The following is a 16,501-nucleotide window of genomic DNA, read 5'->3' as shown; positions in this document are numbered from 1 at the left end:
CACGCGCGAAAACAAGTGTGATCCGGGCAAATGGCCCCTCCGTAACGGTGGTGTGTCCGCGGCAAGCGGACCTTCACCGACAAGAGGGAATGCTATGAAGAAGGTTGCCACCGTGGCGATCGCCACCCTTCTTTTCGCCGGTTGTGCCAATGCCGCCATGGAAAAGATGGTCGGCGGCGCGCCGATGTACCCGACCAAGACCATCGTCGAGAACGCATCCCAGTCCAAGGACCACACCACGCTGGTCGCCGCCGTCAAGGCCGCCGGGCTGGTCGATACGCTGAACGGCAAGGGGCCCTTCACCGTCTTCGCCCCGACCAACGAGGCCTTCGCCGCCCTGCCCGCCGGCACCGTCGATACCCTGCTGAAGCCCGAGAACAAGGGCCAGCTGACCAAGGTGCTGACCTACCACGTCATTCCCGGCAAGCTGGATGCCAGGACCCTGGTGGCGGACATCAAGAAGGGCAACGGCAAGGCGATGCTGAAGACGGTTGAAGGCATGCCGCTGACCTTCACCCAGTCGGGCGACGCCGTGATGGTCGCCGACGCTTCCGGCACCATGGCCCGCGTCACCATCGCCGACGTCGAACAGTCCAACGGCGTGGTCCATGTCATCGACAAGGTTCTGCTGCCGAAATAACGGCGGAAAGCGGAAAGCCGCCCTCTGACCCCGGCTTCACGAGGTCGGCTTGTCGGGCGCCTGCTTGCCGCCGCGATATTCCTTCAGGAACTTCTTGAACATATCCACTTCCGCGACGCGGGAGCGGATGGTGCTGACGTCGATCAGGCCCATCGCCTGTTCGGGGCGGGTCAGAATGCGGAAGGCATCCTCGTTCGGCCCGCCCTTCATCGACCCTTCGAAATCCTTCTTCAGCAGGTTCAGCCCATTGCCGTCGCCGGCCAGCGCCAGCGCGACCGCCCGGTTCAACACCAGTTGCGACATGTTGGGATCGAGCGGCTTGCCGGGAGCCGGCGGCGGGCCGATGACCTTGTTCAGCGCCAGCGCCGCCGCATCCCACTTCTGCCCCTTCCAGGCGATGTCGACGCGCAGCAGATTGGCGTTGGTGCTGTCGTCCTGGGCCAGAAGCTGCATCGCCTCGTCGCCACGGTTCAGCTCGGCCAGCGCCTTGGCCTGCATCAGCCGCCGCTCGGCGGCCAGATCGGCCGGCAGGCCGGCGACATTGGACATCTCCAACGCCTTCAGCGCCTCCTCCGGCTTGTTGTCGAGCAGCCGGATGGAGGCCAGCCGCGTGCCGACCCGCGCCTTGTCCAGCCCGGACAGGCGGTATTCGACCTGATGCTGCAACAGATCGGCGGCGCGGTTCAGCAGATCGATGGAAATCAGCCGTTCCGCCAGCTGCCGGATGATCTCGTCACCGGCCTCGCCCACCGGGGTCAGCTCGCGGAACTGGTCGTAGAGCTGCATGGCGTCGAGCGTCGGCAGGCGCTTCGCCCCGTCCTTGAACAGATCGGCGAAGATGCGCGACATCTCCTTGGTGATCGCCTCGGCGCGCGGCGTGTCGGCGACCAGGGCCGCCGTTTCCTTCATCGTGTTGAAGCCCTTGGCATATTCGCCGCCGGCGATCAGCACCTCGCCCATGCGCGAGCGGATTTGCATCTCCAGATCGTCGCCGCGCCAGGTGAAGGTCAGGCCGGCCAGCTGCTCCGCCGCCGCGGTCGGCGACATCTTGCCTTCCGACAGCTCCAGATTGGTCAGCGCCAGCCCGGCCTTGGCGCGGTAGAGCCGGTCATAGCTGTTGTAGGCGGCGGTCAGCTGCTGGCGCGCCTGATCGATCTCGCCGGTCTGGGCATAGAGCAGCCCGCGCAGATATTGCGTCTGCGGGTTCTCCTCCTGGTCCGGGCCGCCATGTTCGATCACCCGGTCGAACAGCCGCTTGGCGGTCGCGGTGTCGCGTGTCTCCAGCGCCGCCTCCGCCGCCCGCAGGCCGAGCTTGCCGAGCATCGGGTCCGGATAGCTGTTGAGGATCTGGCCGGACGCCTTGAAGCCGGCCATCGCCTTGGGCCAATCGCGGCGGTCGGCGGCGATGGCGGCCCGCCACAGGTTGGCTTCGGGATTGCCGGCCAGCGAGGGGATCGACAGGTCCGCCTCCCCGCCGTCGAGGTCGCCGGTCAGCACGCGGGCGGCGCCGCGCAGGGCGCGGAACTCGGGCCAGCCTTCCAGATCGGGTTGATTCTGTTGCAGGACGTCGAGCAGGCCGAGCGTCTCCTGGCCGAACCCGTTGGCGAAATAGAAGCGCGCGAGGTCGAGCTGCGCCTTCGGCCGCTCCGAATCCGGGGCATTGACGACGGCGAGCTGGAGATCCTGCCGCGCCTCGGTGAAATGGTCGAGGTCGCCATGCTTCCAGGCCGGCAGGTTGAACAGCCGGCGGCCCTGCATCTGGGCGGGCTGGGCTGCCTTGGGCGGCTCCATCGCCGACGACGCGCCGCCGGGCTGAACCGGCACCGGGGCGGCGGCCAGTTGCGGCGGAACCGGCTGGGGAGCCGATTGTGGCGAGGTTGGAGCGGGCGGCGCCACCGCCGGATTTCCGGCATCGGCGGCGGTTGACATATGCAGGCCGCCGGCGGTGGTCAGTTCCACCCCCTCCTTGATCGCCCGCACCGTCACATTGTCCGAGATCGGCCGCACCACCACGCCCTGGTAGGACGGCATGACCTCCAGATCCGGATAGCGGTGGGGTTCCGGCATGCCTTGCCCCGGGCTGGGCAGCGGGACGACCTGGATGCGGTCGCCCACGTCGGGATCCGCGAACTGCACGATGTTGGCGGCGTCGGGCGCCCGCACCAGCAGCCGGGCTCCCAGCAGGAAATCGGGATCCGGCTCCACCCGCAGATCGCCGGCGCTGCCCATGTCGGTCGGCCGGGCGGAGGACAGGATGCGCCATGTCGTGCCCTGCCGCTCCACCGTCGGCCACACCATCGGCCCGATCTTGGTCCGGAACACGGTGCCGCCGGTCGCCGGCACCGGCTCCACCGCCCCCATCAGTTCGGAGCCCGGACCGCTGAGCTTGCCGGCGCCGATCGGCATCGGCCGGTCGAACACGACATAGAGCTGGCCCGCCCGCGGATAGACGGCGATCGCCGCCGGGCCGCCGGTCTCGAAGGTCAGCACCGGGCCCTTCGGCCCGGCGGCCGGCTGGGACTTCGCGTCCGCCGGTGCCGGCGCGGGGGCGGCGGCCGATGGAGACGCCGGTGCCTGAGCATTCGCCGCGGCGGCCGGGCGGCCCGAGGTCGACGCCGCCGCGGCCGGCGCATCACGGCCGCCCTCCTTGATGGCGTCCTTCACCGCGTTCTTCGGCGGCATCGGCTGGCTGGTGCCTTGATTCCCCTGCCCGGCGACGGTCCCCTGGGATCCGGAAGCGGGTGCGGTCATAGCCGGTGAGGCACCGTCGCTCTTGGGCAGGCCGGCGCGGGAGCCGGGATTTCCGACGGTCAGCACAACCGACTTGCCGGACGCGCTGTCGCCGACCTCGGCATCCTGGGGCACGGCGAAGGTGACGGCCAGCGATCCGTCGGGCTGGCGGTAGGATTCGATGTTGCCGATGTTGCGCGGCGGCGTCCTGGCCACCGCCGACAGGTCGGCGCTGCCGCCCTTGTCGAAGGCGACCGTCACCGCCGCGCCGTCGCGCGTGACCTTGTAGCCGACAGGCGCCGGCCAGTCGAAGGTCAGCCGGCTCTGATCCGGCCGCTCGGCCCCCCGCACCTGCACCCGCCCGGCCGACGGAACCGGCTTGGCCACATCCGTCCTGGCCGCATCGGGCTGCGCCACCGTCCCCGCCTGCTGCGTCGCTCCGGGCGCGGCGGGCGAGAGATCGATGGCGACCGCATTGCCGTTGCGGAAGCTTTTCACGGCGACGGGACGCTTCAGATTGAACGACACCGTCTTGCCGTCCGCCTCGACCCGCCCGGCCACCAGATAGTCGGGCAGCGCCTGCACCAGCCGGTCCAGCGGAGCGTCGATGGGTTCGGTGAAGGCGACGACCAGCCGGCTGCCGTCGACCGTGGCGGTGAAATCGACCTTGCCCGGCCAATCGAAGACCATCCGGCCGAAATCCTTGTGGCTGCCGCCGCGCACCGGCACGCTGGCGGCGGTCGCCGACAGGGGGGAGAGCAGCAGCGGCCCGGCAAGCAGCGCCACCGCCGCGGCACAGCCGCGCAGCCAACGCCTTCCATGATCGGCCGTCCGCTCCCTCACCTCAATCCGCCCCTTCCTCTCGCACCACGATGTCCACCGGCAGGCGCCCGCCGTTGGATAGCCCATCGCCTGCCCGCTCCACCGGCATCATCACCGCCCGCGCCACCAGATCGCGGCGATAGCCGGTTTCGCGCAGCGCGGCGGAAACGGCGACCGCCCGCGTCAGCGCCCGTTCCCAGGCCACGCCGCCCGTCGAATCCTCATGCTCGGCATGGCCGACCAGTTCGATCCGGTTGCCGATGCGACCGATGACCGCCCCCAGCAGAAACAGCACCCGGCGCCCTTCCGGCGTGAAGGCGGCACCGGTCAGGTCGAAGATCCGCTCCCCCGGCAGGCGGATGACGACACGATCATCCTCGCGCCGCACATCGACCACCGCCAGCTCCACGTTCGAGCGCAGCTGGCTTCCCAGCAATGCCGCCAGATAATCCAGATCGATCGCCGCCCGCGCCTCAACCGCCATGGCGTTGAAGGCGGCACCGGGATCGGCCGGACGGTCCGACGGGGCGCTGGCGGTCGACCGCGCGGCGGGAATGCTCTGCGCCACCCCCTTGGCCAGACGGGTCCAGCGCTCCGCCTCCGGCTCGCTCATCGAATACATCAGGACGAAGAAGGCGAGCATCAAGGAGATCAGGTCGGTGAAGCTGATCAGCCACAGCGTCTTGCGCTGGCCGGCGTGATCGTCCGTCCCCGCGCGGTTGGGGATGCCGGGAACACGGATCATTTCCGCACCTCGGTCCGAACGGCGGGAATGGCTGGCGGCGTGGCGGAGGCCGCCTTCGCCGGCCTCGCCGCCGGCCGGGCCGTTCCCTCATCATCCCAGCGCAGCGAGAACAGCAGGCGCACCCCGCCCGGCTCGCCGCGCTCGATGCCGACGGTGACGTTGCGGGCCGGCGCCCCATCCTCCACCAGCGCGCGGGCGAGCACGCCGGCGCGGGCGACCGGCCCCGGCGGCTGGCTCGGGGTTCCCGTCGGCCCGATGCCGAGCAGCGCGTCCAGCTCCACCCGCTCGCCCTGGCGCGACTGGCGCAGGGCGTCGGCGATGCGGTCGATCAGTCCCTGGCGGTCGGACCGCAGGGTCATGGCGCCGGGAACGAACAGGTCGTCGGCCGGCAGGCGGACCTCGAGCAACTGGCCGGGGGCGACCACCTCAACCTTGGCGACGGCGACGGCGGTGGCGAACAGGGTGCCCACCTCCTCCAGCCGCTGCACGGAGAAGACCGTTCCGGCGCGCGAGGCCACCGGCTCCGACCCGTCGCGCAGACGCGGGTCGATGACGAAACTGGGAAAGGTCCGTTCCAGCGACGCGGCGACCGCCTTCACCTTCCGCACCGTCTGCACCGAATTGGCGTTCAGCACGATGAAGAAGACCAGAAGCAGCAGGAACAGCGACAGCAGCAGCAGGATGCTGCCGTTGTTCGGGTTGGCGTGCCCGCCAGTCCCGATGCCAGTCCTGATGCCGGCCCCGTAGCCAAGCCGCCCGGCCGGCTGCGGCATGCCCCCGCCGCTCCCAACGCCCTGGGCGATGTGGCCACCGCCGGGCCTGTCGAGGGGGGGGCCGGGCAGCATGACGTCAGTCGAAGCTGGCCAGCAGGCGGTCGATCTCGTCCTGGTCCATGGCGTTGCCCGGCAGCTGCGGCCCGTGCAGAAGCTGCTTGTCCGCCTCCTCCGCACTCATCGGCTCGAAATGGACGGCGGCCTCCGCCTCCTCCGCCGCCGCCAGCTTGGCCAACCGCGGGGCGTGGTTCTGCCGCACCTCGCTGCCGAAGGCGGCGATGATCATATCGACCTTGGATTCGATGTGCTTCAGCGTCCGCACCACCTTGCTGATGCGCTGGCCGGTAATGTCCTGGAAGTTGCAGGCTTCATAGATCGCCGTGACCTGATCGTTCAGCTTCGCCGAGGCCCCGGCCTCCGACTGGCCGGCGATGGCGCTGATCGCGTCGCAGGCGTCGAAAATGGCGAAGGTCGCCTTTTCCGTCGCGCCGATCACCGCATCCAGCTCGTCGGTGGCGGTGCGGATATGTTCGTCACGGATCTCGGCCGGCTGAAGGGCCGCGATCTCCTGCTTGGCCGTCTCGATGTATTTGGCGAGGTCGACAACTTCCTTGTAAAGCCGCAGGTCGGTGGCCGAGATGTCACCGTCCATGCTGCCCAGAATATTGCGGACGATGTCCGTCACCTCATCACGCGACAGGGGCTTCGCGGCTTCCGCGAACGCGGCGTCGAGGCGCTGTCTCAGGTGCTTCTGTTCCGTCACGGCGGATTGGGCGGAGAAGGTCATCGGGCGTGTCCAGCGAGAGGGGCAAGGCCTTGGCGGAATATGCCGGAACCCTCCCGGTCCGCGCCCTCCAGCGAGCGCGCCGTCAGTGCCCGTCGTGGCGGAGGTTCGACGCTCCGGCCGCTTGTGGCGCCCAACCGTCCCAGGAACTGTCCGAGCCGACAAAGCCTATGGCGCGAGGGTTAAGAGCCCGTAAAGATGCCCCCGCCAAGGCACCGGAGTTGCCGAAACGCCACAGCGTGCTATAGGCGGCCGGTCTATCGCCGTCCGGACCTCAGAACAGACCGGCGGCGGCCGGCGCACCCAGAAGAACGATCAGAAGGAGCACCGACACGGCGACCAGCCGTTCGGTCTGCGACCAGCGTTTCCAATCCCTTCTGAAGCTCTTCAGTTCATCGGCCATGACAGACCTTCCACACTCATCGACTACATTGCAACGCAACGAAATTGTACCCAAGCCAGTTGACGCATGGTTAAAATTCGGCGGCGATATGATGAACGCCGCGTACTGGCACAGAAATGCCACAGTCACCACGGCCGATTCCCGCTCCAGCTCAAAGGTTCGGTAAATCCCCGACATTCCCTATTTATCGGATAGGGACGGACGGCGCTCCGGTGGCGTGCCACTTCCGGCGGCTTCCGCTCTTGGCCGGCGATCCCCAGATGATAAGCTCGAGCTCACGCCTCCGGCATGGGGGCGCCGATTGGAGATGTGGATGGCGAAGGGAACCGACCTGAAGATCGGGCTTGCGCTGGGCAGCGGCGCTGCGCGGGGCTGGGCGCATATTGGCGTCCTGCGGGCGCTCGCGGAAGTCGGGATCAAACCTGATGTCATCTGCGGCACGTCGATCGGAGCGGCGGTGGGAGCCGCCTATCTGACCGACCAGTTGGATGAATTGCAGGCCTGGGCGCAAAAGATGGGGTGGCTCGGCATGCTGGGCATCATCGACCTCACCTTCCGGCGCGGCGGTCTGGTCGCCGCCGAAAAGGCGTTCGGGCGCTTCGACAATGAACGCAGCAATGTTCTGATCGAGGATCTGCCCCTGCCCTTCGCCACGGTCGCCACCGATCTCTCGACGGGGCGCGAGATCTGGCTGCGCGACGGTCCGCTGATGTCGGCGGTGCTGGCGTCGGCCGCCATGCCCGGCCTGTTCCCGGCGGTGCGGCGCGATCATCACCTGCTGGTGGACGGCGCGCTGGTCAATCCGGTGCCGGTGTCGCTCTGCCGGGCGCTGGGCGCCGACGTGGTGGTCGCCGTCAACCTGAACAGCGAGCTGTCGCCCCTCGGTCGCCCGAACGGCCGGAGCAACGGCAAAGCGGCGACAACCAGGCAGCCGGAACCGGAGAAGGAGGCGGTACGGGAAGCGGTGGTCGCCGGCGGCGATGCCGGCTCCCCCACGCTGTCGCACCTGACCAGCCAGATCTCCACCTGGCTTGGCCGGAAGCCCAGCCGGCGCACCCGGTTCCTGGCCGACCAGATCGACGATGCCCAGGCCCACAAACAGATGCCGAACGCGCTGGAGGTGATGGCGGGGTCGATCGACATCATGCAGGACCGCATCACCCGCTCGCGCCTGGCCGGCGAGCCGCCGGACGTGCTGATCGCGCCCAGGCTGGCCCATATCGGCATCCTGGAGTTCGACCGCGCCGCCGAGGCGGTGGAGATCGGTCACGCGGCCGCCTCGATGCTGCGTCCATCGATCGAGATGGCTCTGCGCCGTGCCTGACCCTGATTGCGCTGGAGACCATTCTCGTATTTGGTATCAGCGATGACGCGGACGGCGTTCCGGCATCCCCCGACCGACCCGAGAAGCGAGCGCCCATGAGCGAATCCGCGTTGACCAGCTATATCGCCGCCCTTCTGCCCAGCGACACGCCGCATTGGGGCGCCAACGGCTCCGTGCTGGACGGCAGCTCCGTCGGTGGCGCGGCGACGATCACCTATGGCTTCCTGAGCAGTTCCCGGCAGGTCTCCTCCGGCGATGCCACCGGCTTCGCCGCCATGAACACCGCCCAGCGCACCGCCGTCCGGCAAGCGCTGGCGGCCTGGAGCGCCGTCGCCAACATCAGCTTCGTCGAGATCTCCGACGCCGCCAGCGCCGAGATCGCCTTCGGGACCAACCGGCAGAGCGGCCGGTCGGCGGCCTATGCCTATTACCCGTCCACCGGCTCCCAGGGTGGCCAGGTGTTCCTGGCCAACGACAGCGCCGGCAACACGAACCCGACAACGGGCAGCTACAGCTACATGACGGTGATCCACGAGATCGGTCACGCGCTGGGCCTGAAACATCCCGGCAACTACGACGCCGGCAGCGGCAGCGGAACGGAAGGCCCCTACCTGCCGGCCGCGACGGACAATTATGCCTACAGCATCATGTCCTATAACGCGAACAGCCGGCTCCCGTCGGGCGGCTATCTGACCGGGCCCAGCCTCTATGACATCGCCGCGATCCAGTATCTCTATGGCGCCAACATGTCCGCCGCCCCCGGGGATACGAGCTACACGCTGAACACCGCCAGCTTCACCACCCTGTGGGATCCGAACGGACGCAACAGCCTGAACGGCAGCGCCCAGACCACCTCCCTTTCGCTCGACCTGCGCGGCGGCCAGTTCAGCAGCGCCGGCGGCACGACCTTTCTGGCGCTGGCCTATGGCACCCGGATTCAGGCGGCGACCGGCGGCAGCGGCAACGACACCTTCACCGTCAACACGCTCGGCGACGTGCTGGACGGCGGCGCCGGCACTGACACCGTGGTGTTCAGCGGCAGCAGGGCGCAATACCGCGTCCAGCAGTTCGACGGCAGCCGTTACATCGTCAGCGGTGCGGATGGCAATGCTCTGCTGACCAACATCGAATTCCTGCGCTTCTCCGATGGCACCACCGCCCTCTCGTCCGCGAGCAGCGGCAGTTTCGACGCGCTGCGCTACATCGCGTCGAGCGCCGACCTGATCGGCGCGCTGGGCGCCAATGCGGCCGCCGGGACACAGCACCTCATCAGCTCCGGCCTTTATGAAGGGCGCAGCCTGACCGGCTTTGATCCCTACAATTATATCGCCGGCTATGTCGATCTGATGAACGCCTTCGGCGCCGACACCACCGCCGCGACCAGCCATTTCATCGCCTACGGCTATCGCGAGGGCCGCGGTTCAACCTTGTTCGACACGCTGTCCTATGAGGCCAGCAACCCCGACCTGATCGTCGCCTTCGGCAACAATCGCGAGGCGGTGGAACTGCATTACATCGTCAGCGGCCGTTTCGAAGGGCGTTCCCTGACCCGTTTCAACGCCGCCGCCTACCTGGCGGCCAACCCCGATGTCAACGCCGCGGTCGGCGGCAGTCTGGCCGGCGCCAGGCAGCATTATGTCAGCTCCGGCTTCGCCGAAGGGCGGGCACTCGGCTGACCGCCCTTCGGCGAAGCCGCCCTCCCCGCGCTCCTCACCGTGCCGGCCACATCCAGGTCAGCTCGTGCTTGTTGTGGTGCAGGCCGGGCAAAAGAAGAAATTGTTCAGTTTCAATGACTTGAGTAACGAGCGACGCCTATTTGGTGGTAGCACACCACCTGCACACATCGTGAATTTCGACATTTCAACAAGCCGTATGGCATAGTCGAAGACGAACAAACCGGCACCGCCAACACAATTCCTGCACATCCTGCCCACCCGGCGGGAACGGGAGCGGCTTGCCCACAGGAAACAATTCATGAACATCATCCCATTTCGGAAGACTGTGCAACATCAACCGGCGTCGGCGCCGGATCGAGTCGAACTCAAGAACGGGCGGCTGGTGATCCACCGGCGACGGGGCAGCGGCTATTGGCAGATGCGGGCGCGGCTCCCCGGCGAGAAAGATTATGTTCGCGTGAGTCTGAAGACCTCGCGCGAGGAAGAGGCGCGTGAACTCGCGTTGCGCGAATACATCAAGCTCGAAATGAAGATCGAAGAAGGCATCCCGATCCGGTCGCACAAATTCGGCGACGCCGCCAAAAAATACCGCAAGTGGCTCGAAGATCAACTGAACATCAAAGCGACTTCTGCCGACATGACCCGAAATCTGCTCGGTGCCCTTAACCGTTACGTCGAACCGTATTTCGGCGCTAAAGACATGTCCGAGTTTCGCCACAAGGCCGCCGAAAAACTGTCCGAAGGCTACTACCATTGGCGTGCGACGAACGGAAAGGGCAAAGCTTCCGTTCCAGCTTGGAAGACCGTCAACTTCGAATACATGGCTGTGAACGCCGTCATCGAACATGCGGTGAAGCTGAACTGGATCGATGACCGGAACGCCTGCAAACTCAAGTTGCCAAAATTTGTGGCTACGCCGACCAACCGGCGCCCTGGGTTCACCGAAGAGGAATACCTCAAACTGGCCCGTTACATGTGGCGGCGCTGGGTGAAGGTGAAAGACAAACGGCAGGTCTACACCCGGCAAATGGTCCGCCACTTGATTTTGGTGATGGTCAACTCCGGGATGCGCACAAACGACATCGAGTTCTTCCGGTGGCGGGACATGAAGGAGGAAGTTGACCAGAACGGTGAAACTCACTTCATGCTTTACCTCCAAGGAAAACAAGGGCGAAGCGGATCGACTCCGCCAGCTTGGTGCGCCGCTCAACCTCGCACGAAAGTGTTTCTTGAGCGATGGAAAGAAATTTGCGTCAACATCGGCGACGACGATCTAGTCTTCTCAACTAAGAAAGGCGGAAAGCTGGAATACTCCAAAATCGTCGAAGACCTATTCCGCGAGGCTGGCGTTCTTCAAGATCAAAACGGCAAGAAGCGGACGCTTTACTCGTGCCGCCACACTTATGCCATGCTTCGGCTTCAGGCAGGTGCATCCATCGGCGACATTGCGCGCAACATGCGAACCTCGGTCGCGATGATCGAGAAACATTATGGTCAGGTTCAGGCCATCGAGCGGGCGGCTGCCGTGACCGGGCCGAAACTGCCGCGCCGCACCAAGCAGCAGACGGGCGCCAGCGGCGGAACCACAGCCGGGGTTGATGCAGCAGCAGGCTGACCGGGCGGCAAGCATGTGGGCCTGTCGTAACGGCGAGCAAAAAACCATAAACCTACATACCTGCGTGTGTTCCTATTCGGAGCATGGCGAAATGGCGAATGTCATATCGAGCAGAACTCGGATAGGATGATGGCGCTTTCGCTGGAGCCGCCATGCCAGCCGTCAACGCCGCCGCGCCATTGCTCTACTCTCGCCGGTCGCTGACGCCGCCGCCCCCCGGCGGCCAACACCGCGACGCCCCGGCCTTCTACTCGCGGTCGGCGCTCACCGGCAGTGCAGTCCACCTACTGACCCCATGGGCTGTAGGACTCAGGCTTGCCTATCACTAAATATTTGATGGGCGGATCAATCATCATTCCACGCCGGGCGCCGCGCATGACGCAGGTGGAAATCGCGGCGGCGGCTGAACAACAGATCGAAGTGATCGCGGCGTTGAAGTCGTTGGGCCGAGACGACGCAGCCACCCGCCTTGCAAGGTGTATGGCGGCTCGGTTGGGGCGACGTGGCGATCCGGGGGCGGCGCGGGCATGGCCTTGGCGCTGTGGGTCGGCGGGGTGCTGCTGGTGTGGTCGAACCCATCAAAACAGAGCTTGGCGGGCATGCTGCCGGTGGGGCCATGGGATGGCGCAGCGCAGCTTGGTCGTGGTGCCGCTACCTCACCAGCCCGGCGGCCTGCAAAACGCCGTGAAAACACTGCGTCGGTCGCTTCGCGATGTTCGCGATGGGGAATCGGCCAAGTCCCGCAGGTGGCTGGACGTGGGCTTCGGTGGCGTGGTGGTTGGCGACGCGGCATGGCTGGTGGTGCTGCATGACCGGCTTGACCGACAAGAGGTTACGCGGGTGGTCCGGCGCCGATGGCCTGCCTCACAGGTATCGGGCGACATGGACAGGTCGCCACCATTCTCGTTCATCACAGCCGACCGCGTAGAGCTTGCTTTGCTTCGCCGAGGTGCCGAGGAACCCTTCAAGGTCACCGTGGGGCTTCGCCAAGTCGCAGAGCAATACGACCAGCAAAACACGGCCAGATCGGCGAAAGATCAGCCCATGCCCTTTATCTGGCAATTCTGACAGGGTTTCCACGTCGCGCCAAGCGCGACGTGGCGTCCGCACCTGCGGTTTCTGCGGTCTTCACTCGCGTTCCGCTCGCTTCGCCCACAGAAACCTTGCCGCGTTCGCCTTCCGGCGAACATTGATCTTGAAGAATTATTGGCCGGGACATCGGGAGAAGATGCCTATTTCTCCCCCCCTGGCCGCGACACGTATGCGCGGCCAAAGGGAGAGGAGTTCATCGGTGTCGAAGTTCCGTCAGCCCGGTAATGTTGTCAGGCGGATACCCGTGACCTGACCCGTAGCCCATCTCTCTGCAATTTGCAGCATCGGTTATCGCGGTCCAAATACATGAACAGCGAAGCGCCCCGGAACGCAGCGACGGAAGGACCGCGCCGAGGCCGGTGGAGAACATCGCAACGTTCTTACCACCGTCTTTGTCAAGCCGTTCCGACCATTGTTCGCGGTCGCGGGAGCCGTTACTTGTCCAGGGGCTTTCAAGCATACCCACCAACAAGTCCGCCCGTTCGTGTCGCCTTCACTCATGCGAGCCGGTCGTGCCGTTTAGCTCCGGTCGCGTTTTGCGGCTGGGGTCGGCCGCGAATAACCCCTGGCGAGCTATGTAAAACTTCTGCTGTTACTCTGTTTCGTTGTCGCCGAGCGCAGCGGCCAACCAGTTGTTGAGTTCGACCCTGGCCTGCTGACCTTTGTCCTTTCGGTCGCACTTGTGGTCGGAAACCCACGTGATTCGCGACCGCCGAGCGTCGAGCGTCGAGTTACCGGCGCGATCCAGTCGGCCGTCGAACAGCATCTTCCATCCGTCGTTGCCGCTGATGAACTCGTATTTCACCAACCGGCGCTGGGAAATCGAGCGTGTCGCTGCAACGTGGACGCCGTGGAAGACCCAATTTTGCCGATCTTCACCCGGCGCTAGCATGAACTCGCGTTTCACCAACTCTGAAGTCATCAGGCTATTGTCGATGTAAAGAGCATCGAAAACGGCTACCCCGCTTGCGGCGACCCGCATCAGTCCAAGTTCCGTCAATTCGTTTCGTTCCATTTCGTCATTTACCTCGCAAGTTTACACGCGGACGAAACTCTCCGTCGATAAATATTTAGTCGAGATACCAAATTTCCTTGCACACGGAGACCCCATGAACCTCAAGACTGTTTGCCGAGTCCTTCGCGACGACCTCGGCGCGGTGAAGAATCGCACTGAATTCGACGTGGTATGGCTGTCCCAAAAGCCCGGTTATACCCGCTCTGGCGCTGGCCCACGGCGCGCCTCGTTGGTCGCCCTGCTGCGGCTGGCGGCCCGGTTGGATGCGCTGGCCGCCGCACGGGTAGTCCCAGTCCTGCGTGACCTACGCGCGGCGCTGGCCGTCGAAATCGCAAACCGGGTGGCTACCGATGCACGCTGACGACCTTGGGCTTTGTAATGACGAGTTCATCGAACAAGTGCTCGCGCTGGTCGAGGCGTCGGAACGCGCCGATCCGGCGAAGGAAGCGGATCGGCGGAGGGCTGCGCTGGAACGGCGCATGCGGGCAAACAAAGCCGCCGATTCATCGATCCGAGCGGCGATGTCGAGTAGCGCCCCACCCGCCCTGAAGGCAGCGAAATTGGCCGCAGCCCGGACGAGAAAAAGCCTCGCGGCGGCTGAGTTCAACGCGGCTATCGCCGAAGATCGGGACGCTTGGAAGTTAGTCATCCGCGAAGCCGCCGCGCGTATCGGCATGGCCGTCGTCGTCCTGCCCGGCGGCGTCGGTGAGGTCGCCCATTTCACAGCCACGGGACGGTTGGCGGGGTGGTCCCGCCGGACAGGAAATGAGGTCATCCACTTCGATGCCGATGGGCGGCGGATCGGCACCACCACTCTTCGCGGAAATTGGCTTGTCAGCCAGTCGGCCGATGGTGTCGTGATCGGCAAGCATATGGTGAAGTCCACCTGAAGGCCGCGCGTGTGTTCGGCGGCGCGCCAGTCCGAGGGCGGCCACGATCACGGCCCGCTTGGTGTCGTCGTCGGCCATGGTGGCGGCAGTCAGGTCGAGTTTGCTGACGGCCAGTTGGTCGGCAAGCCGCCGGGTCAGCAGAGCTTGGCACCACCATTCGACTGGCCCGCCATTTTACCGGTAAAACGTGCTTTATATGCAACAGTGCGCCAATCATGACACGCCGTGGTGCCCGTCCAGTAATCCGGCGCTGACGTAGCAGTCGAGGTGGTGCCGGGCGTCCCAGTTCAACTCAAGACGGTCGGCGCCGAGCGCAAGGCATTCGCGGAGCATCGCGATCAGCAGGGCATGCTGTTCGTGCCACGTTGCTGCGTCATCGTCGAGCACCTCAGCCATAGAGTTGGTCGCCACCAACACGAGTTCCACCGGCAGGGATTCGTGAAAGACCTTCACTTGCCCGCCTCCACTATGGCCTTCTTCGCGATCTTCGCGATGGTCGCGCGGCTGGCGCCGGTCGTGGCCTGGATTTGGCTGTAGGTCAGCCCCTTGGCGAGCATCGCCGCGATCCCGGCGTTGCGCTTCTCGTCGGCCGGGCGACCACGGTATAGACCCGCTTCCTTGGCCTTCGCCTGTCCCTGCGCTTGGCGGCGACGGCGGTCTTCGTAATCCTTTCGGGCTACGGCGGCGAGCACGTCCAACATCATGCTGTTCACCGCCGAAAACATGCGGGCTGTAAATTCGTCCGTTGGGGCGGCCAACATCCACGACGTAGGGAGGTCGAGCGCCACCACCCGGATTTGTCGTTGGTCGAGTTCTGCGCGAAGCCGGGTCCAGTCGGCGGCGGTCAGCCTGCTGAGTCGATCTACCTGTTCGACCAGAATCAGGTCGCCGGGCTGGCTATCGGCCAGTAGGCGAAATAGCTCGGGTCGGGCGAGCGTCGCGCCCGACTCGTTCTCCACGTAAGTGGCGGCGATGGTCAGGCCGCGTTCGGCCGCGAACGCGGCAATTTGCTCGCGGGCGCGGGTCGCGTCTTGCTCGGTGGTGCTGGCTCGGAGGTAAGCTCGAACGAACATGGTATCGCCATCCGGTTCACTTTGGATGGTTCATATAATAGCGGTTCATTTTGGTTGGTCAACAGGTATTTGTTGAACCGTCTTCCGGCTGGTTCAGTAGACCCATACCCAATTTGAACCAGCAAAAAGCCATCAAGGTAGGTGTGCCAATCTGTCAAACCCGGAACTTGACCGGACCTTGAACCCGTTGGTTCTGCTCGGCATCCGTGGACAAAAGGGAGAGGATTCAATTAGGTTGTCGCAAGCGCGCCTTTGAGGCGATTTTGTTTTATCGCATACACCGTTATGTCGAGGGTGTTTTGATGAACAAGACTGATGTTATCTACTCCTCCGGCGGCACTCGCGTGACAACCACGCTCGTTGAAATCGCGGGCACCACCTATGCGGTGCAGTCCATTGGTTCGGTGCGAATTGCAGAAATCCCGAAGTCCGGCGGTGGCGGGGCTGCACTTCTGGCGTTCATCGGAGGCGGATTGCTGGTCCTTGGGCTATTTGCCGCGCTGGGGGGAGGCGGAGGCATGAGCCTTGGCATGATGTTGGTGGGGGCGTTGCTGTGCATTCCTGCTGTCCAGCATTCAAAACGCCCTCCCGAATACGCCCTTACCCTTGCAACTGCGTCTGGTGACCGCCAAGCCCTTACCTCGACGGATCGTGCCGCGCTCTCTGGAATTCGCAGCGCCATCGAGAAGGCGATGGCGTCGGCGAGGGAAGTCCGTCCCGCCGCCGATGTTCATCCTCCAGCACCGCCTACCGACGACACCAAGGTTTGCCCGCGCTGTGCTGAAACGATCAAAGCGGCGGCCGTGGTGTGCCGCTACTGTAACCATGAGTTTTCCCCGTCACTTGCCAATTCCTGACGCCGACCACGCCACGGTGCGGTGAATCAAGGAAGGTGCCGTGCGCTGAGGCAACCGCCCGG

16 protein-coding genes are annotated in these 16,501 nt (G+C 65.2%); 8 read left to right on the top strand and 8 right to left on the bottom strand.

The genetic code is table 11. The features are described 5' to 3' along the window. Positions 1 to 94 precede the first annotated feature (94 nt). The gene (locus AZL_RS06350; RefSeq protein ID WP_042442676.1) at positions 95 to 640 is read left to right on the top strand and encodes a fasciclin domain-containing protein; all 546 of its coding nucleotides are present in this window, start codon (positions 95 to 97) and stop codon (positions 638 to 640) included. Positions 641 to 676: 36 nt separating this feature from the next. Here AZL_RS06350 and AZL_RS06345 read toward each other — a convergent pair whose 3' ends face one another. The 5 genes from AZL_RS06345 to AZL_RS37385 form a co-directional block, all read right to left on the bottom strand. Continuing rightward, the gene (locus tag AZL_RS06345; protein WP_042442674.1) at positions 677 to 4,213 is read right to left on the bottom strand and encodes a membrane protein; all 3,537 of its coding nucleotides are present in this window, start codon (positions 4,211 to 4,213) and stop codon (positions 677 to 679) included. A gap of 1 nt (position 4,214) precedes the next feature. Further along, positions 4,215 to 4,937, bottom strand: a complete 723-nt coding sequence (locus AZL_RS06340) for an OmpA/MotB family protein (protein ID WP_012973816.1) — start codon at positions 4,935 to 4,937, stop codon at positions 4,215 to 4,217. Next, positions 4,934 to 5,710 carry a hypothetical protein gene (locus AZL_RS06335; protein ID WP_193760103.1) on the bottom strand — a complete coding sequence of 259 codons (777 nt, stop codon included), beginning with the start codon at positions 5,708 to 5,710 and terminating at the stop codon, positions 4,934 to 4,936. The genes AZL_RS06340 and AZL_RS06335 overlap by 4 nt, the downstream gene beginning before the upstream one ends. Before the next feature lie 76 nt (positions 5,711 to 5,786). Then, a complete protein-coding gene (locus tag AZL_RS06330) occupies positions 5,787 to 6,497 on the bottom strand; it encodes a protein phosphatase CheZ (protein WP_012973814.1) in 711 nt (236 codons plus the stop codon). 271 nt (positions 6,498 to 6,768) lie between these two features. Then, entirely contained in the window at positions 6,769 to 6,897 is a 129-nt protein-coding gene (locus AZL_RS37385) for a hypothetical protein (protein WP_256373230.1), read from the bottom strand. A 313-nt stretch (positions 6,898 to 7,210) separates the two neighbouring features. Here AZL_RS37385 and AZL_RS06325 point away from each other — a divergent pair, with 313 nt between their 5' ends. The 4 genes from AZL_RS06325 to AZL_RS06310 all read left to right on the top strand — a co-directional run bounded on the left by AZL_RS06325 (position 7,211) and on the right by AZL_RS06310 (position 12,580). Continuing rightward, positions 7,211 to 8,221: a patatin-like phospholipase family protein gene (locus AZL_RS06325; RefSeq protein WP_012973813.1), complete on the top strand. Its 1,011-nt coding sequence runs from the start codon at positions 7,211 to 7,213 to the stop codon at positions 8,219 to 8,221. 95 nt (positions 8,222 to 8,316) lie between these two features. Continuing rightward, positions 8,317 to 9,897, top strand: coding sequence for a matrixin family metalloprotease (locus tag AZL_RS06320; protein WP_012973812.1), 1,581 nt, complete (start codon positions 8,317 to 8,319; stop codon positions 9,895 to 9,897). Positions 9,898 to 10,195: 298 nt separating this feature from the next. Beyond that, positions 10,196 to 11,512 carry a tyrosine-type recombinase/integrase gene (locus tag AZL_RS06315; protein ID WP_012973811.1) on the top strand — a complete coding sequence of 439 codons (1,317 nt, stop codon included), beginning with the start codon at positions 10,196 to 10,198 and terminating at the stop codon, positions 11,510 to 11,512. Between the two features lie 621 nt (positions 11,513 to 12,133). Beyond that, a complete protein-coding gene (locus AZL_RS06310; RefSeq protein WP_042442669.1) occupies positions 12,134 to 12,580 on the top strand; it encodes a hypothetical protein in 447 nt (148 codons plus the stop codon). A gap of 616 nt (positions 12,581 to 13,196) precedes the next feature. Here the strand turns inward: AZL_RS06310 and AZL_RS06305 are convergent. Beyond that, positions 13,197 to 13,619 carry a hypothetical protein gene (locus AZL_RS06305; RefSeq protein ID WP_012973809.1) on the bottom strand — a complete coding sequence of 141 codons (423 nt, stop codon included), beginning with the start codon at positions 13,617 to 13,619 and terminating at the stop codon, positions 13,197 to 13,199. A gap of 94 nt (positions 13,620 to 13,713) precedes the next feature. On the opposite strand from AZL_RS06305, the gene AZL_RS35335 reads away from it, so the two are divergent. Both AZL_RS35335 and AZL_RS06300 read left to right on the top strand, forming a co-directional pair. After that, the gene (locus tag AZL_RS35335; protein WP_148219234.1) at positions 13,714 to 13,980 is read left to right on the top strand and encodes a hypothetical protein; all 267 of its coding nucleotides are present in this window, start codon (positions 13,714 to 13,716) and stop codon (positions 13,978 to 13,980) included. Further along, positions 13,970 to 14,509 (top strand): hypothetical protein, encoded by a 540-nt coding sequence (locus AZL_RS06300; protein WP_042442665.1) that lies wholly within the window; start codon positions 13,970 to 13,972, stop codon positions 14,507 to 14,509. The genes AZL_RS35335 and AZL_RS06300 overlap by 11 nt, the downstream gene beginning before the upstream one ends. Before the next feature lie 213 nt (positions 14,510 to 14,722). Here the strand turns inward: AZL_RS06300 and AZL_RS06295 are convergent, their stop codons facing one another. Together AZL_RS06295 and AZL_RS06290 are read right to left on the bottom strand one after the other, a co-directional pair. Beyond that, a complete protein-coding gene (locus AZL_RS06295; protein ID WP_042442663.1) occupies positions 14,723 to 14,962 on the bottom strand; it encodes a hypothetical protein in 240 nt (79 codons plus the stop codon). Then, positions 14,959 to 15,582 carry a recombinase family protein gene (locus tag AZL_RS06290; RefSeq protein WP_012973807.1) on the bottom strand — a complete coding sequence of 208 codons (624 nt, stop codon included), beginning with the start codon at positions 15,580 to 15,582 and terminating at the stop codon, positions 14,959 to 14,961. Before AZL_RS06290 ends, AZL_RS06295 begins: the two co-directional genes overlap by 4 nt. 302 nt (positions 15,583 to 15,884) lie before the next feature. Here AZL_RS06290 and AZL_RS36730 point away from each other — a divergent pair, with 302 nt between their 5' ends. Further along, positions 15,885 to 16,439, top strand: a complete 555-nt coding sequence (locus AZL_RS36730; protein ID WP_086935344.1) for a DUF6232 family protein — start codon at positions 15,885 to 15,887, stop codon at positions 16,437 to 16,439. The last annotated feature ends 62 nt before the right edge of the window (positions 16,440 to 16,501 follow it).

It is taken from the genome of Azospirillum sp. B510, assembly GCF_000010725.1.
Lineage (GTDB): Bacteria > Pseudomonadota > Alphaproteobacteria > Azospirillales > Azospirillaceae > Azospirillum > Azospirillum lipoferum_B.
Note: the sequence above shows the minus strand (reverse complement) of the source record. Positions and strands in the feature narration are given on the sequence as shown.

What these genes read in the sequence shown, in the direction of transcription:
- AZL_RS06350 (WP_042442676.1), top strand. Translation starts at nt 95, where the DNA reads ATGAAGAAGGTTGCCACCGTGGCGATCGCCACCCTTCTTTTCGCCGGT.
- AZL_RS06340 (WP_012973816.1), bottom strand. Translation starts at nt 4,937, where the DNA reads ATGATCCGTGTTCCCGGCATCCCCAACCGCGCGGGGACGGACGATCAC.
- AZL_RS06335 (WP_193760103.1), bottom strand. Translation starts at nt 5,710, where the DNA reads ATGCCGCAGCCGGCCGGGCGGCTTGGCTACGGGGCCGGCATCAGGACT.
- AZL_RS06330 (WP_012973814.1), bottom strand. Translation starts at nt 6,497, where the DNA reads ATGACCTTCTCCGCCCAATCCGCCGTGACGGAACAGAAGCACCTGAGA.
- AZL_RS37385 (WP_256373230.1), bottom strand. Translation starts at nt 6,897, where the DNA reads ATGGCCGATGAACTGAAGAGCTTCAGAAGGGATTGGAAACGCTGGTCG.
- AZL_RS06325 (WP_012973813.1), top strand. Translation starts at nt 7,211, where the DNA reads ATGGCGAAGGGAACCGACCTGAAGATCGGGCTTGCGCTGGGCAGCGGC.
- AZL_RS06320 (WP_012973812.1), top strand. Translation starts at nt 8,317, where the DNA reads ATGAGCGAATCCGCGTTGACCAGCTATATCGCCGCCCTTCTGCCCAGC.
- AZL_RS06315 (WP_012973811.1), top strand. Translation starts at nt 10,196, where the DNA reads ATGAACATCATCCCATTTCGGAAGACTGTGCAACATCAACCGGCGTCG.
- AZL_RS06310 (WP_042442669.1), top strand. Translation starts at nt 12,134, where the DNA reads ATGGCGCAGCGCAGCTTGGTCGTGGTGCCGCTACCTCACCAGCCCGGC.
- AZL_RS06305 (WP_012973809.1), bottom strand. Translation starts at nt 13,619, where the DNA reads ATGGAACGAAACGAATTGACGGAACTTGGACTGATGCGGGTCGCCGCA.
- AZL_RS35335 (WP_148219234.1), top strand. Translation starts at nt 13,714, where the DNA reads ATGAACCTCAAGACTGTTTGCCGAGTCCTTCGCGACGACCTCGGCGCG.
- AZL_RS06300 (WP_042442665.1), top strand. Translation starts at nt 13,970, where the DNA reads ATGCACGCTGACGACCTTGGGCTTTGTAATGACGAGTTCATCGAACAA.
- AZL_RS06290 (WP_012973807.1), bottom strand. Translation starts at nt 15,582, where the DNA reads ATGTTCGTTCGAGCTTACCTCCGAGCCAGCACCACCGAGCAAGACGCG.
- AZL_RS36730 (WP_086935344.1), top strand. Translation starts at nt 15,885, where the DNA reads ATGAACAAGACTGATGTTATCTACTCCTCCGGCGGCACTCGCGTGACA.